Origin of the sequence: Dyella sp. 2RAB6 (assembly GCF_052115385.1) — a bacterium.
Classification (GTDB): Bacteria; Pseudomonadota; Gammaproteobacteria; order Xanthomonadales; family Rhodanobacteraceae; genus Dyella_D.
Genome location: NZ_JBFRGP010000006.1, coordinates 1 through 15,578 on the forward strand (window position 1 = coordinate 1; position 15,578 = coordinate 15,578).

The following is a 15,578-nucleotide window of genomic DNA, read 5'->3' on the forward strand; positions in this document are numbered from 1 at the left end:
GCGCGGGTCAGCGAATTCCATCAGGGCCAGCAGGCATAAGGCCTGCAACTACAGGCCGAATACATAACTGCAACCGTGTCCTGTTGCTTCATCACACAGCCAAGGATCTTGCCAAACGGGAGGCGTCCATACATGACGTATGATCTGGCTTAGCCATGATCGACTCCAAGTCAGTTGGTGATGGTTAGCGGGTCGTAGGAGCGCCTAACTCCTGCGGCCCGCGCTTCTCACAGCATTGCTGCCATGGTTACCCGCGACGCGCCAAAAACACTACGCGGGTAACAGCTACCAAAGTAGCAAGACGACTCAGCCGCTGTCTTTAGGTGAAATCCGATATTGCGCCGCAAGTGAAACCCTTCTCCCTCCGGGAGCACGCGGGGAGCGCACAGGGATGTGCGCGGCTCTCCTCGCTCATCAAAGCCGGGCACATCCCTGTGCCCTCTTCGCGTGGAGGAGCGAGGAAGGTGGCGGCAGCCGGATGAGGGTACGGCCGGAGTCAGACGCACCACTCCGCCCGTACCCTCACCCCAACCCCTCTCCCGGAGGGAGAGGCTTCTGCATTGCCGTGATACTCAGCGCGCTGATCGCAGCGACGCTACCTGTCGGCAAGCCACGCATCGAGTTCCGCACGCGTCGGCATGCCGCCCTGCGCGCCAAGACGCGTCACCGACAGTGCGGCGGCGGCGCAAGCCTTGCGCACCGCCTGCGGCAGTCCTTCGTGCAGGAATACGGCGAGCGCGCCGTTGAAGGTGTCGCCGGCGCCGGTGGTGTCGACCACGTCGACCGCAAAGCCGGGCTGGTGCGCGGGTTCGCCGTCTTCGCGATACCAGGCGCCTTCGCCGCCGCGGGTCAGCACTACGGGGCTCGGCGCCTGGCGCATCAGCGCGCGGAAATCCTGGTGGGCATCCGCGCCGAGCAGGATCGCCAGCTCGTGCTGGTTGGGGGTGACGTAGCGCGCGAGCTTCAACCATTCGACCGGCAATAGCTGCGCCGGCGCGGGATTGAGGATGACCGGCACGCCGAGGCGATGGCCCAGGCGCAAGGTGGCTTCGACGCTTTCCAGCGGGATCTCCATCTGCACCAGCACGGCGTCGGCGCGGGCGATCGCGTCGCTGGCCGCTTCGATCTGCGCCGGCGTCACCCGTGCATTGGCCGCCGGCACCACGATGATTTCGTTCTCGCCGCCGGCCACGGTGATCGAGGCCGTGCCGCTGCCGCAGTCGTCGATGCGGCGCACGTGGTCTAGGGCGATGCCTTCGCGCGCGAGGCCGTCGTAAAGCTGCTGGCCGAAGGCGTCGTTGCCCAATGCGCCGACCAAGGTGACCTCGGCGCCCAGCCGCGCGGCGGCCACCGCCTGGTTGGCGCCCTTGCCGCCGGGGACGATGAGGAAGCGTTCGCCCAGCACGGTCTCGCCCGGCCCGGCGAAGCGCGCGGCCAGCGTGACCAGGTCCATATTGATGCTGCCGACCACGACGACGCGCGCCATACCTGCTCCGGAACTCGGTGGGGGAAATCGCCGCCGAGCATACGGGATGGCGCGCGCCGCGGTGGAATCCGCTCAGTGGCTTGCGTCAGGCATCGGCTTGGAGGGTTCGGGCGTGCCCTGCTTTTCCTGGCGCTTCTCGATCGCGCGTTCCTTCAGCGCGAGATAGCGCTGGCGCTGGCTGTCGCTCAGCACGGACTGAAGCTGGCGGTCGCCGTCTTCCATGATGGCGCGCGCCTGGTCGCGGCGGTCCGGCCCTTTCGCGCCGCCACTGCGCAGCGCCTGCATCTTCTGCTGCTGGGTCTGCAGGATGGTGGCGACCTGGGCCTGCTGCTGGGCATTGAGATCGAGGTGCTTGGCCAGCTTCTGCGCGCGTTCCTGCGGGTCCGGCGGGCGGCGCTGGCCGTGCATGGCCTGGCCGTCGGGCGGCGGCGTGCCGTTGTTGTCCTGGGCGTGGGCGCCGAAGGCGGCGGCCAGGGTGAGAGCGATCAGGCACAAGCGGGTCTTCACGGGCGCAGCTCCGGGTGGATTGCGCCAGGGAACGGCCCCCGGGGCGCAGGCGTTGACTTGAAAGGTGCGGGCCGGGCCCGAACATCGCTGTGCATTGCTGCCCGAGGAATCCCCCCATGATCGAACTCCACTACTGGCCCACGCCGAACGGCCACAAGATCACCCTCTTCCTGGAAGAGACCGGCCTGCCCTATGCGATCAAGCCGGTGAACATCGGCAAGGGCGACCAGTTCAAGCCGGACTTCCTCGCCATCGCGCCCAACAACCGCATGCCGGCGATCGTCGATACGGCACCGGTCGATGGCGGCAAGCTGCTGAGCATTTTCGAGTCCGGCGCGATCCTCCAATACCTGGCGGAGAAGACCGGCCGCTTCCTGCCCGCCGACACGCGCGAGCGCTACAAGGTGCTGCAATGGCTGTTCTGGCAGGTCGGCGGGCTGGGGCCGATGCTGGGGCAGAACCACCATTTCAATCGCTATGCGGCGGAGAAGATCCCCTACGCGATCGACCGCTACGTCAACGAGACGCGCCGCCTGTACGGCGTGCTCGACAAGCAGCTCGACGGCCGCGCGTTTATCGCGGGCAAGGACTACAGCATCGCCGACATGGCCTGCTATCCGTGGATCGTCTCGCACGAGGCGCAGGGCATGTCGCTGGAGGATTTCCCGCATTTGAAGGCCTGGTTCCAGGCCATCGCCGAGCGCCCGGCCACCCGGAAAGCCTATGAAATAGGCGATTCCATCAAGGGCCGCTTCGACCTGACCCAGGACGAAGACGCGCGCAAGCTGCTGTTCGGCCAAGGCGCAAAACGCTGAGGCACAGGCGTCGCATCCGAGCGGATGCGGCGCTTTTTCCTAGGAAAAGGCTGGCTTCGCGCAGCATGACGCGTTCTAATCCGCGCTTGTTCTTGCGCCCCAGTTGCAGTCCAAGGAAGTACCCATGCGCGCTCTTCTGTTCGCCGCCCTGACGATGGTGACCCTGCCGACCATGGCCGAAAAGCTCACCATCGAACGCATCTTCGACGGCGGCAGCCTCGCCGGCCCCGCCCCGCGCGGCCTGCAGATTTCGCCGGACGGCAGCCGCATCACCTTCCTGCGCGCGCGGCCGGACGACCAGTTCCAGCTCGACCTGTGGGAATACCGGCCCAAGGACAACAGCACGCGCATGCTGGTCGATTCGCGCAAGCTGGAGCCGCAGGGCGAGCAGCTGTCGGATGCGGAGAAGGCCCGCCGCGAGCGCGCCCGCACCGCCGGGCTGCGCGGCATCCTCAGTTATCAGTGGTCGCCGGACGGCAAGCAGCTGCTGTTCCCGATCGGCGGCAAGCTTTACCTGTACGACCTGGCCGCGACGAAGCCGGCGCCGCGCGCGCTGGATACCGGTGGCGATGCGATCGATCCGAAGATCTCGCCCAAGGGCCGCTACGTTTCCTATGTGCGCGACCAGAACCTGTGGGCGATCGACCTGGAAAGCGGCGATGCGCGCCAGCTCACCCGCGACGGCGGCGGCACCGTGCACAACGGCGAGGCCGAGTTCGTCGCGCAGGAAGAAATGGGCCGCAGCAGCGGCTACTGGTGGGCGCCGGACGACAGCGCGATCGCCTTCGAGCGCTACGACGAGGCCAAGGTGCCGGTGGTCAAGCGCACCGAGGTGTATGCCGACCGCACCGACGTGATCGAACAGCGCTATCCGGCTGCGGGCGACCCCAATGTCGCGGTGAAGCTGGGCCTGGTCGCACCGGCCGGCGGCGCGCCGCGCTGGGTCGACCTGGGCAAGGACGCGGACATCTACCTGGTGCGTGTGAACTGGCTGCCGGACGGCAAGCACCTCAGTTACCAGCGCATGCCGCGCAGCCAGCAGAAGCTGGAGCTGCGCCTGGTCGACGCCAAGACGCTGGCGCAGCGCAGCCTGCTGACCGATACCAGCGATACCTGGATCAACCTCAACGACGACCTGCGCTTCCTCAAGGACGGCAAGAGCTTCCTGTGGGGCAGCGAGCGCAGCGGCTTTCATCATCTGTATCTGTACGGGATCGACGGCAAGCTGAAGCACCCGGTGAGCCAGGGCGACTGGCAGATCGATGGCGTGCTGGCGGTGGACGAGCATGCCGGCACGGTCTACGTCGGCTCCAACCGCGACTTCGTGCCGGACCACCAGATCTATGCGCTGAAGCTCGACGGTAGCAGCGCCGATGCGCCGGTGCGCATCAGCAAGGGCGACGGCAGCCACGTCGCCGAGTTCGCGCCCAATGCCGCGTTCTACCTGGACACCTATTCCAGCGCCGACACGCCGCCGCAGGTGAGCGTGCACAAGCCGGACGGCAGCTTCCTGAGCTGGATCGAACAGAACAAGCTCGATGAGAAGCATCCGTTCTGGCCCTACCGCGCCAGCCTGATCAAGCCGGAATTCGGCACGCTGAAAAGCGCCGACGGCCAGACCCTGTACTACCGCCTGTACAAGCCGGCCGGGTTCGATCCGAGCAAGAAGTACCCGGTGTTCGACACCTACTACGGCGGCCCGCACGCCCAGCTGGTGGCCAACGGCTGGGGCGACTACTTCAACCAGTACATGGCCAACCAGGGCTATGTGGTGTTCACCCTGGACAACCGCGGCATGGCCCGGCGCGGGCGCAAGTTCGAAGACCCGATCTACCGGCAGCTCGGCGCCGCCGAAGTGGACGACCAGCTGGCCGGCATCGACTGGCTGAAGGCGCAGCCGTGGGTGGATGGACGCCGCATCGGTGTGTTCGGCTGGAGCTACGGCGGCTACATGACCACCATGCTGCTGTCCAAGGCCTCGAAGGAGATCGCCGGCGGCGTGGCGGTGGCACCGGTTACCGATTGGCGCCTGTACGACACCTTCTATACCGAGCGCTACCTCGGCCGTCCGCAGGACAACGAAGCCGGCTACACGCGCAGCAGCCCGTTCGCCTGGCTCGACGGCCTGACCAGCAAGCTGTACCTGGTGCACGGCATGGCCGACGACAACGTGCTCTTCGTCAATTCGACCAAGCTGATGGCCGAGCTGCAGAAGCGCGGCACGCAATTCCAGTTCATGGCGTATCCCGGCGCCAAGCACGGCTTGAACCTGCCGGGGCAGCGCAGCCATGTGTTCCATTTGATCGCGAACTTCTTCGACCGCGAGATCAAGGGTGCCGCCGCACCCGCGGCGCAGAAGCCGGCGGCCGCGGCGTCGGTCGCGCCCTGATCCAATAAAAAGAAAAGCCCGCCGATCGGCGGGCTTTTTCATTTCAGGGTTGTGCGGGCCTTACTTGCTGATGCTGGGGCCGCGAATCGGCGCGGCACGCACCTTGCCGTCCACTTCCACATTGATCACTCCGGGCTGCGCGCGGAAGCGCACCATGCCCTCTTCCGCCGACATGCCTTCCGGCAGCTGCACCACGATGGCCGGCGCCCAGCCGAGATCGCGCACGTAAGTGGCACCGGCTGCGTCGCAGGCGACACGCATGGTTTCGAGCGGCGTGCCCTCGCGGAAGCTAACGATCAGCTGCACGCGCGTGGCGGCGTGGGGCTCGGTGGGGGCGGTGGTGTCGGTATCGGTGTCGGCCATGACGATGGATCTCCCTGGCAGGTTGGCGGCGCAGGCGGCGCTGCCTGCGCCCAGCAGTATCAAGCTTGCAAAGTACAGCTTGCGGCGGTCCTGCATGGCGTCATCCATCACGCAATGAAGACGGCCGCGCCGCCGTCACTGTGCGTGGCCGCCTACGCCCGAATCGCCCTGTTCCAGCGGCGGCGCCGTGCCGGCCACGGCCAGCAGGGCCTGCGCGTAGCCGTCCTCGATGCTGACGGTGGACACCTCGTCCCACGAGAAGAACGAGGCCTCGCGCAGCCATTCGGCGTCGGGGCTGATCTCCTGCATGTAGAAGCCGTCGTCCTCGAAGGAGATCAGCTTGCCGATGTAGCAGACCTCGGCCTCGTCCTCGCTGTCGACGTGCACGCCGATCACCGGCGCCTGCTTGGCGGCGGCTTGCACCACTTCGCGGATGTCGTCCAGCGGGAAGCCGCGCGGGGGGCGCGGCAGCAGCTGCTTCATGGCCAGGGCTTTCTCCATGAAGGGCGCGTGTTTGTCAGGCGCCTCCAGTTCGGAGATATCGCGGTGCCGCATGATGTACATGCCGTCGTAGGTGACGCTGTCACCCACCACCCAGAGCAGGAAGAATTCGCGGCCGACTCCGCCCACATAGCCGCAGAAGCTGCCGTGTTCGAGTTCGCCGCGCCATAGACGGATCAGCTGTTGCTGCTGCTGCGCTTCGCGCAGCTGAGCGCGCTGGCCCGTCGTCTTAAGTTCGATCACCTTTCCCATACACCACGAATTTTATCAGCGGGGGTCTTTCCCCATGTTTACAGGATGTAACGGCTCAGGTCCTCGTCCTTGACCAGGCTCGCCAGATTTTTATCGACATATTCGGCGTCAATCAGATACTTTTCGCCGGATTTGTCAGCAGCTTCGAAGGAGATTTTTTCCAGAAGCCGCTCCATCACGGTGTGCAGGCGGCGGGCGCCGATGTTTTCGGTGCGTTCGTTCACCTGGAAAGCGACCTCGGCCAGGCGGTTCACCCCCGACTCCGTGAATTCGATCGTCACGCCCTCGGTGCCCAGCAGGGCGACGTATTGCTTGGTCAGCGCGTTATGCGGTTCGCGCAGGATGCGCTGGAAGTCGTCGACCGACAGTGCGGACAGTTCCACCCGGATCGGCAGGCGGCCCTGCAGCTCCGGGATCAGGTCCGAGGGCTTGGCCAGCGAGAACGCGCCCGAGGCGATGAACAGCATGTGGTCGGTCTTGATCGGGCCGTACTTGGTCGACACGGTGGAACCTTCCACCAGCGGCAGCAGGTCGCGCTGCACGCCTTCGCGGCTGACGCCGGCGCCGCCCCATTCGGAGCGCTGGGCGATCTTGTCGATCTCGTCGATGAAGACGATGCCGTTCTGCTCGGCGACGTAGACCGCCTGTGCGCGGACCTCGTCGTCGTTGAGCAGCTTGCCGGCTTCCTCGTCGATCAGCAGCGGGCGGGCGACCTTGATCGCCAGCTTGCGCTTCTGCGACTTGGCGCCGCCGATGTTCTGGAACATCTGGCGCAGCTGCTGGCCCATTTCCTCCATGCCGGGCGGCGACATGATCTCCACGCCGACGTTCATGGCGAAATCCAGCTCGATCTCGCGCTCGTCCAGCGCGCCTTCGCGTAGCTGCTTGCGCAGCTTCTGGCGGGTGTCGTTCTCGAGCGCGGGCGCCTGCTCCTGGTCGTGGCTCCAGTCGGTCGGCGACTGGCGGCGCGGCAGCAGGGCGTCGAGGATGCGGTCTTCGGCGCGGTCTTCCGCCTGTGAGCGCACACGCTTGACCGCCTGCTCGCGGGTGAGCTTGTAGGACACGTCGGCCAGGTCGCGGACGATCGACTCCACGTCCTTGCCCACATAGCCCACCTCGGTGAACTTGGTCGCTTCGACCTTCACGAACGGCGCATTGGCCAGCGAGGCCAGGCGGCGCGCGATCTCGGTCTTGCCGACGCCGGTGGGGCCGATCATCAGGATGTTCTTCGGCGTCACTTCGTCGCGCAGGTTCGGGTCCAGCTGCATGCGGCGCCAGCGGTTGCGCAGCGCGATCGCCACGGCGCGCTTGGCGTCGTGCTGGCCGATGATATAGCGGTCGAGTTCGTTGACGATTTCGCGGGGAGTGAGTTCGGACATGGCTTAGGCTCGGGAATCGGGGGATCGGAAACGCGTAGCGGGGGCGCCGGCGTCAGAGCTCTTCGATCGTCGTGTTGTGATTGGTGTAGATGCAGATGTCGCCGGCGATCTTCAGCGCCCGCTCGACGATCTGCCGCGCGTCCAGCTCGGTGCTCTCCATCAGCGCCAGCGCGGCGGACTGCGCATACGGGCCGCCGGAACCGATCGCGATCAGGCCGTGCTCGGGTTCGAGCACGTCGCCGTTGCCGGAGATCAGCAGCGAGGCGTCGCGGTCGGCCACGGCCAGCATCGCTTCCAGGCGACCCAGGCGGCGGTCGGTGCGCCATTCCTTGGCCATCTCCACCGCGCCCCGGGTGAGGTTGCCGCTGTGCTTGGCCAGCTTTTCCTCGAACAGCTCGAACAGGGTGAAGGCATCGGCGGTGGCGCCGGCGAAACCGGCCAGCACGTCGCCCTTGCCGAGGCGGCGGATCTTGCGCGCATTGGCCTTCATCACCGTATTGCCCAGGGTGACCTGGCCATCGCCGCCGATCACGACGCGGCCGTTGCGGCGGACGGAAATGATGGTGGTGGCGTGGAACGATTCCATGGCGTGCTACCTGCGGATACGGATCACAGGATGTGGGGAGAGCGCGGCCCAAACCCAAGCCCATGACCTTGGTCCATGCCGTCAGCCATGACCTCGGAACGCGGGAGGTTGCTGCCGCGCAGCATCCGGTTCTGCGACTTTTTGCGATTGACAGCAGCCTTCACACGCTTTTTACTGCGGAAGAGGGGTTCCGCCGCATGAACTTGTGGCGGGCGAGAGGGAGGATGGTGTCTCACGGGGAAAACGGTCCCGCAGGACCGTGCGAGACACCTCAAATCGCCGCACCGAACCGGGCAGTCGTGCCGACATTTCTATCTGGCTAGGAATTTGGATCGATCCATATTCTGTAGTTCGGAATTTAGATCGATTCAAATCCCTAAGGGGCTGATTTCTAAGCCCTCGCCGGCGGCAGTGATCGTCTGCTCCCGTCCCGGCGGTACGGGCGCGACCCCTCGAAGTCCGGTTTTCCGCCCGCGTGGGCGGCCGGGTTCCGCCCCGCAAGGGGTGTCATGGGGAGATCACAACCAATGTCGAGCAGTAGCAATTCGAGCAGTCGATCGTTGCGCGGTCCGCTGCGTCTGAGCGTGCTGGCCCTGGCTCTGGGGGGGTGTTTCGTCGGTACCGTGGCGGTGGCGCAGTCCAATGCCTCGGGCGCCATCTTCGGTCGCACCGAAGCCGCACCGGGCACGACGGTGCATGTCGAGAATCCTTCCACCGGCATCAGCCGCGACGTCGCGGTGGATGCGGATGGCCGCTACCGCGCCGGCTCGCTGCCGGTGGGCGTGTACAAGGTGACGGTGCAGCGCAACGGCCAGGCCGTGGACAGCCGCGACGCCGTCCAGGTCAACGTCGGCACCAGCACCGAAGTGAGCTTCGCCGCCGCCGCGAACAGTTCGGCCAAGAACCTCGAAGGCGTCAGCGTGGTGGCCAGCGCGGTGCCGGCGATCGATGTGTCCTCGGTGGATACGCGCACCGTGCTCAACGCCGAGCAGCTGCGCCGCCTGCCGATGCCGCAGACGGTGAACGCCGCGGTGCTGCTGGCGCCCGGCGCGGTGAACGCCGATGCGCGCTACGGCAATGCGGTCTCGCTGGGCGGTTCCTCCGCCGCGGAGAACCAGTACTACGTCAACGGCTTCCCGGTGACCAATCCGCTGACCGGCCTGGGTGCGACCAGCCTGCCGTTCAACTCGATCGAGCAGGAACAGGTGTTCACCGGCGGCTACGGCGCCGAGTACGGCCGTTCCACCGGCGGCGTGGTCAATATCGTGAGCAAGCGCGGCACCAACGAGTGGAAGGGTGGCATGCAGGTGCTCTACACGCCGGCCGGCCTGCGCGAAACCGAGCAGCCCACCTACCGCCCCGGCGACGGCGCGCAGATCAGCGGCCGCGACAAGCACTCGGCCAAGCTGTGGGAAACCACCTACGCGGCTTATCTCGGCGGTGCGCTGATCCAGGACAAGCTGTTCTTCTTCGGTGCGGCCGAACGCATCAAGTCGGAGAACGACACCTACACGCTCAGCAAGAACACCACCCGCTCGTACAACACCAACAAGACCAACCGCTGGCTGGCCAAAGTCGACTGGAACATCACCGACAACCACATCATCGAGCTGACCGGCCTGAGCGACACCGCGTCCACCTACGCCGACCAGTTCGTCTACGACGGCGTCAACGACGTCCAGTACGGCCACAAGGGCTGGCGCAGCCAGAAGAACCAGGGCACGGCCGGCTCCTCGCCCGGCGGCCAGGTCTATGTGGGCCGCTACACCGGCTACATCACCGACAACCTCACCGTCGATGCGCTGTACGGCAAGGAGCGCACCGACCACGTCGACCTCACCTCGGGTTCGAGCTGCACCTATTTCCAGGACAACCGCGACAGCGTGCCACCGTCGCAGCGTCTGCAGGGCTGCAATATCTCCAGCGGCATCGCCGCGCCGGGCGCGTACGACGAAACCAACGGCTGGCATCTGAACCTGGAATACCGCCTGGGCAGCCACGACGTGCGCGCGGGCGTCGACCACTACAACGTCACCTCGCTCAACGGTTCGGACACTTCCGGCGGCGTGGGCTGGTTCTACTTCGACAATCCGCCCAGCGGCGTGATCGAGTCGCGCGGCAACCTGGCGGTGCCGCCGGGACATACCGGCATCGTCGAGCGCTACATCTTCCGCGCCATCGGCCAGGCCAAGGTGCGCCAGCAAGCGCAGTACATCGAAGACCACTGGCAGGTCACCGATCGCTGGCTGGCCTATGTCGGCCTGCGCAACGAGCAGTTCGAGAACCTCAACGCCAACAACGAAGTGTTCGCCAAGCAGCGCCACCAGCTGGCGCCGCGCCTGGGCCTGTCGTGGGACGTGATGGGCGATTCCAGCCTGAAGATCTACGCCAACGCCGGCCGCTACCACCTGGCGATTCCGAACAACGTCGCCGTGCGCGGCGCTTCCGGCTCGCTGTACGAAACCCAGTGGGGCACCTACGACGGCGCGGTCAACACCAATGGCACGCCGCCGGGCTGGCAGCCGATCGAGAACGTGGTCTACGCCAACGGCGCCAATGGCACGCCGCCCGATCCGCGTTCGATCTCGGCGCAGAACCTCAAGGCCTATTACCAGGACGAGTACATCCTCGGCTTCGACCAGCAGTTCGCCGACCATTGGACCTTCGGCGCGAAGGTGCGCTACCGCAAGCTGCGCAGCATCATCGACGACTGGTGCGACGACCGCCCGTTCATCAAGTGGGCCGCCGACCACGGCGTGAACTACGCCAACCCGTCGCCGGCCTGCTACATCATCAACCCGGGTGCGTCCAACCGCTTCCTGATCGACCTGGACGGCGACGGCAAGCTGGAAGACATCAAGCTCAGCAAGAACGACATCGGCCTGCCCGAAGCCAAGCGCAAGTACTACGCGCTGGACGCATACCTGGAGCATCGCTTCGACGGCAAATGGTACGGCCGTCTCGATTACACCTTCTCGCGCAGCTACGGCAATTCCGAGGGCCTGCTGAAATCCGACATCGGCCAGCTCGATCCGTCGGTGACCCAGGACTGGGACCACAAGGAACTGATGATCGGCTCGAACGGCCCCGAGGCCAACGACCGCACGCACCAGATCCGCGCCTACGGCTACTACCAGGTCAACGCGGAGTGGCTGGTCAGCGCCAACGTGCTGATCCAGTCCGGCCGTCCGAAGAACTGCATCGGCGTGTATCCCGGCGATATCCCGGCGGAGATGAACTACGGCGCCTCGTACTTCTATTGCAAGGGCCAGCCGACCCCGCGCGGCAGCCAGGGCCGCCTGCCGTGGACTTACCGCCTGGACCTGGGCGTGCAGTACGCGCCGTCGTTCGCCAAGAACAACCTGACCTTCAGCGCCACCGTGGTCAACGTGTTCGACAAACAGACGGTGCAGAGCATCAATGAGTCCGGCGAAACCGGCAGCGGCGCACCCAACCTCAGCTACACGCAGCCGCTGTCGTACCAGACGCCGCGCTACGTGCAGTTCGGCGCCCGCTACGACTTCAGCCTGTAAACGCGTAACCGCGAGTGCCACGGTGGCAGAAGACCGCCGTGGCGACTTTCCCCATTGACCACCGCTGGCCGGTGGTCTTTTTTTTAGGCATCGGCGTAGGTTGGGGTGAGCCGCAGGCGAACCCCAACGTCGTTGCATCCAAGCTCACCACGGTGTTGGGGTTCGCCTGCGGCTCACCCCAACCTACGCCGGTCCGGTGATTCAACCCTTGCGCTTCGCCCGCGGATGCGCCGCGTCGTACACCTTCGCCAGATGCTGGAAATCCAGGTGCGTGTAGATCTGCGTAGTGGCGATATCGGCGTGGCCGAGCAGCTCCTGCACGGCGCGCAGATCGCCGGAGGATTCGAGCATGTGGCTGGCGAAGGTGTGGCGCAGCAAGTGCGGATGCACGCGCTTGGCAAAACCCTGCGTCAGCGCCAGCTGCTTCAGGCGCGCCTGCACCGTGCGCGGACTGATCGTCGCGCCGCCGCGGCCGCGGAACACCGGCGTCTCCGGCGCGTTGTCTTCCGCCTCGCCCAGCGCGCGCAACGCATTCACCGCATGCCGTCCCACCGGCACGATGCGCGTCTTGCTGCCCTTGCCGAGCACGCGCACTTCGCCGGCGTCGAGATTCAGGTCCAGCCAGTGCAGCCCGACCAGTTCGGAAAGACGCAGGCCGGAGGAATAGAACAGTTCCAGCATCGCGCGATCGCGCACACCCAGCGCGCCCTCGCCGCCCGACTCGACCAGCGCGGTGGCCTCGTCCACGTCCAGCACCTGCGGCAGCTTGCGATGCACTTTCGGGCCGCGTACGCCGGCCACCGGATCGTTGTCGAGCAGGCCTTCGCGGCGCAGCTGGCGGAACAGGCTGCGGCAGGACGACAGCAGGCGCTGCAGGCTTTTCGGCGACAGGCCGGCGCGGTGTTCCGCCGCGACGAAGCCGCGCATGCGGTGCGCGTCCAGGCCGGAGAACGCATCGAGCTGCTGCGCCTCCATCCAGCGCAGCAGCTTGTCCAGGTCACGGCGATAACCGTCCACCGTGTGCGGCGAGGCCTTGCGCTCGCCGGCAAGCCGGGCGAGCCAGGCCTGCACCTGGCTGCGCGGGTCCATGCTCAGGCGCCGTTTTGCGAACGTTGCAGCGCGGCGGTGACGGTGGCCGCGATCATCTTCAGGAATACCGTGCCCATGCCGGGCTGGAAGCGGTCCTGATCGCGGCTGCCGATCGCCAGCAGGCCCAGCCCGTCCAGCGACATCAGCGCGCAGGAATGGATCTCGGGCGCCTGGTCGCCGAACAGGCGGTACAGGCGTTCGGCCGAGAGGCGGCCGGCGATCGGTTCCTGATGGGCGATGAACTCGGCGAACTCCGGCAGCCCTTTCGACCCGCCCGGCGCGCGCACCAGCCAGTCCGCCGGCGGCAGCTCCAGCTCGAATACCAGCAGGCGCACCTGGTCGGTCTGGAAATCCTCGGCCAGCCGCGCGATCACGCTGCGCGCGGCAACGGCCGGCGTGCCGGCGCGCAGCACCGCGACGTTGAGTTCGTGGATGCGCTGCATCAGCCGCTCGTTCTCGGCGGCGATCCGGGTCAGCTCGGCCAGCCGGCGTTCCAGCTCGGCGTTTTTCTCGCGCAGGTTCTGCGTCTGGTAGGCCGCTAGCGAGGCGACCTGGCCCTGCTCGCGCGGCAGTTCCAGCTGCGCGGCCAGTTCGGGAAATTCAGTGAGGAAGCCCGGATGGCGGCGCAGATAGGCCGCCACGTCGGTGGCCGTGAGGGTGTCGTCCAGAGTGGTGTCGGTCATGCGGGTACCTCGTCAGCCGGTAAGGCCGGTTCGCTGCCCGGCCCGGAGTGTGGGTTGGCGCGGGCGGCGCTTCAATGCGCGGCGCCCAGCCATTCGCCTTCGAACGCGAAGGCGGCCGGCCCGGTCATCCACAAGGTGTGGCCGGGCCCTTGCCAATCGATCTGCAGGCGGCCGCCGGGCAGGTCCACCTGCACGCTGTCGTCCACCTCGCCACGCTGATGCAGCACCGCCATCGCGGCGCAGGCGCCGGTGCCGCAGGCGCGGGTCCAGCCGGCGCCGCGCTCATGCACGCGCAGGCGCAGATGAGCGCGGTCGACGACGCGCACGAAGCCGGCGTTGACGCCTTCCTTGAAGCGCGCATGCGCGGTCAGCGCCGGACCCAGGCGGTAGAGCTCCGGTGCGCCCAGATCGTCCACCGTCACCACCGCATGCGGATTGCCCATCGACACCGCGCCGATCTCCAGCGCGTGGCCGTCGGTATCGAGCGCGTAGCGTTCGGCCGGCGCGGCGGCATCGAAGGGAATCTGCGCGGGGCGGAATTCCGGCTCGCCCATGTCCACCGTGACGCGGTCCGCCGCGAGCAGGCGCACCGCGACCGGGCCGGACGGGCTTTCCAGCCGCACCGTCTCGCCCAGCGGCAGTTCGCCGGCGCGGTGCAGCCATGCGGCCACGCAGCGCACGCCGTTGCCGCACTGGCTCGCGCTTGAGCCGTCGGCGTTCCAGAGGCCGTAATAGAAGCGGCAGGACTGATCGCGCGGCGCTTCGATGCTGATCAGCTGGTCGAAGCCGACGCCGCCGTGGCGATCGGCGATGGCGCGGATCTCTTCGGCGTCCAGCGCCAGAGGGGCCGCGCGGGCATCGACCATGACGAAGTCATTGCCGATGCCGTGCATCTTGGAGAAGCGCAAGGTCATGCGCGCCTCAGCGCGAAGCCGGCTGCGCCGCGCTGGCGGCCGGGGCCGGCGGCATGGTGGTGGTAGTGATGGTCGGCGTCGGCTTCGGCGACGGCGGCACGGTGTTGGCGGGTGTCGGCTTCGGCGGCGGCATGAACAGCGGGCCCTTGTTGCCGCAGCCGGACAGCGCGGCGACGGCGACGCAGAGCGGGAGCAGCAGGATCGATCGGCGCATGGGGGTGGGTTCCTACGGAGTCGGCCGCAGTATAGCGAGCCGGGGCGGGCGGTCCGCATGAACCGGCCCGCTCCCATTTCATGACGCGTTACGCAGGAATCCCGCGGAGCCTCCCGCGTGAATCGCTATCATGCGCGCACCGGCCGCGCCGCGGCACCGGGAGATCCGAACCACGATGGACTGGACCACGCTGCTGCGCCTGCCCAGCACGATCCTGCTGGCGCTCGCCGCGATCGCGCTGCTGTTCACCCTGGCGCAACTGCTCGCCCTGCGCGCGCGCCTGGAGGCGCGGCAGCGGCTTGCGGCGGCGGTGCGCAGCCTGCTGCTGCTGGCGGGTTTCGCCCTCACCCTGCTGCTGGCCGGCATGGGCTGGAGCCTGCGCGGCTATCACCTGTTGTCGGAAGAGGCGCCGGTGGTCGATATCGACGCCCGCATCCTGTCGCCGCAACGCTGGGCCCTTACCTTGCGCTGGCCCGACGGCAGCACGCGGCAAGTGCAGGTGGCCGGCGATGCCTGGCGGGTCGAGGCGGTGGTGCTGAAATGGAAACTGCCCGCCGTGCTGGCCGGCCTGCCGCCGCTGTACCGGCTGGACCGCCTGACCGGCCGCTACGACGACGCACAGCAGGAAGCGCAGGCGCCGCGCACGGTGATCAGCTTCGACCAGGCCGGCCCCTACGATCTGCCGCGCTGGCTGCCCGGCGTCGACACGGTGTTCGGCAGCGGCGCGTTCCTGCCGCTGGTCGACGAAGGGCATTACAACGTGAGCCTGATGCGCACCGGCGCCCTGGTGGCGCGGCCGGACGAGGCGACGGAACGGCGGCTCGGCCAGCCGTTCGGCGGCTGACCAGGCGCACCGCGTCGCGCTGC

14 protein-coding genes are annotated in these 15,578 nt (G+C 67.0%); 4 read left to right on the forward strand and 10 right to left on the reverse strand.

Annotation, left to right across the window (positions count from 1 at the left end; all coding sequences use genetic code 11):
• Positions 1 to 595 precede the first annotated feature (595 nt).
• Complete coding sequence (gene rbsK / locus AB4083_RS11195) at positions 596 to 1,486, reverse strand: ribokinase (RefSeq protein WP_441607884.1); 891 nt, start codon at positions 1,484 to 1,486, stop codon at positions 596 to 598.
• A 72-nt stretch (positions 1,487 to 1,558) separates the two neighbouring features.
• A complete protein-coding gene (locus AB4083_RS11200; RefSeq protein ID WP_441607885.1) occupies positions 1,559 to 1,993 on the reverse strand; it encodes a hypothetical protein in 435 nt (144 codons plus the stop codon).
• Positions 1,994 to 2,109: 116 nt separating this feature from the next.
• On the opposite strand from AB4083_RS11200, the gene AB4083_RS11205 reads away from it, so the two are divergent.
• Together AB4083_RS11205 and AB4083_RS11210 are read left to right on the forward strand one after the other, a co-directional pair.
• On the forward strand, positions 2,110 to 2,808 hold the full coding sequence (locus tag AB4083_RS11205) for a glutathione binding-like protein (protein ID WP_441607886.1): 699 nt from the start codon (positions 2,110 to 2,112) through the stop codon (positions 2,806 to 2,808).
• A gap of 124 nt (positions 2,809 to 2,932) precedes the next feature.
• Positions 2,933 to 5,197 (forward strand): S9 family peptidase, encoded by a 2,265-nt coding sequence (locus AB4083_RS11210; protein WP_441607887.1) that lies wholly within the window; start codon positions 2,933 to 2,935, stop codon positions 5,195 to 5,197.
• 60 nt (positions 5,198 to 5,257) lie between these two features.
• Here the strand turns inward: AB4083_RS11210 and AB4083_RS11215 are convergent, their stop codons facing one another.
• From AB4083_RS11215 to hslV, 4 genes are read right to left on the reverse strand one after another with little or no spacing between them, the layout of a single operon-like run.
• On the reverse strand, positions 5,258 to 5,656 hold the full coding sequence (locus tag AB4083_RS11215) for a S8 family serine peptidase (RefSeq protein WP_441607888.1): 399 nt from the start codon (positions 5,654 to 5,656) through the stop codon (positions 5,258 to 5,260).
• 39 nt (positions 5,657 to 5,695) lie between these two features.
• Positions 5,696 to 6,313, reverse strand: coding sequence for a hypothetical protein (locus AB4083_RS11220; RefSeq protein WP_441607889.1), 618 nt, complete (start codon positions 6,311 to 6,313; stop codon positions 5,696 to 5,698).
• A 38-nt stretch (positions 6,314 to 6,351) separates the two neighbouring features.
• Positions 6,352 to 7,692 (reverse strand): ATP-dependent protease ATPase subunit HslU, encoded by a 1,341-nt coding sequence (hslU, locus tag AB4083_RS11225; RefSeq protein ID WP_441607890.1) that lies wholly within the window; start codon positions 7,690 to 7,692, stop codon positions 6,352 to 6,354.
• 52 nt (positions 7,693 to 7,744) lie between these two features.
• Complete coding sequence (gene hslV / locus AB4083_RS11230; protein WP_441607891.1) at positions 7,745 to 8,278, reverse strand: ATP-dependent protease subunit HslV; 534 nt, start codon at positions 8,276 to 8,278, stop codon at positions 7,745 to 7,747.
• 527 nt (positions 8,279 to 8,805) lie between these two features.
• Between hslV and AB4083_RS11235 the strand changes: the two genes are divergently transcribed.
• Positions 8,806 to 11,811, forward strand: a complete 3,006-nt coding sequence (locus AB4083_RS11235) for a TonB-dependent receptor (protein WP_441607892.1) — start codon at positions 8,806 to 8,808, stop codon at positions 11,809 to 11,811.
• 201 nt (positions 11,812 to 12,012) lie between these two features.
• Here AB4083_RS11235 and xerC read toward each other — a convergent pair whose 3' ends face one another.
• The 4 genes from xerC to lptM all read right to left on the reverse strand — a co-directional run bounded on the left by xerC (position 12,013) and on the right by lptM (position 14,711).
• The gene (gene xerC, locus AB4083_RS11240) at positions 12,013 to 12,900 is read right to left on the reverse strand and encodes a tyrosine recombinase XerC (protein ID WP_441607893.1); all 888 of its coding nucleotides are present in this window, start codon (positions 12,898 to 12,900) and stop codon (positions 12,013 to 12,015) included.
• A gap of 2 nt (positions 12,901 to 12,902) precedes the next feature.
• A complete protein-coding gene (locus tag AB4083_RS11245) occupies positions 12,903 to 13,583 on the reverse strand; it encodes a DUF484 family protein (RefSeq protein ID WP_441607894.1) in 681 nt (226 codons plus the stop codon).
• A 71-nt stretch (positions 13,584 to 13,654) separates the two neighbouring features.
• Positions 13,655 to 14,497 (reverse strand): diaminopimelate epimerase, encoded by an 843-nt coding sequence (gene dapF / locus AB4083_RS11250; RefSeq protein WP_441607895.1) that lies wholly within the window; start codon positions 14,495 to 14,497, stop codon positions 13,655 to 13,657.
• 7 nt (positions 14,498 to 14,504) lie between these two features.
• Positions 14,505 to 14,711 (reverse strand): LPS translocon maturation chaperone LptM, encoded by a 207-nt coding sequence (gene lptM, locus AB4083_RS11255; protein WP_441607896.1) that lies wholly within the window; start codon positions 14,709 to 14,711, stop codon positions 14,505 to 14,507.
• A 175-nt stretch (positions 14,712 to 14,886) separates the two neighbouring features.
• Between lptM and AB4083_RS11260 the strand changes: the two genes are divergently transcribed.
• Positions 14,887 to 15,555: a hypothetical protein gene (locus AB4083_RS11260; protein WP_441608083.1), complete on the forward strand. Its 669-nt coding sequence runs from the start codon at positions 14,887 to 14,889 to the stop codon at positions 15,553 to 15,555.
• The last annotated feature ends 23 nt before the right edge of the window (positions 15,556 to 15,578 follow it).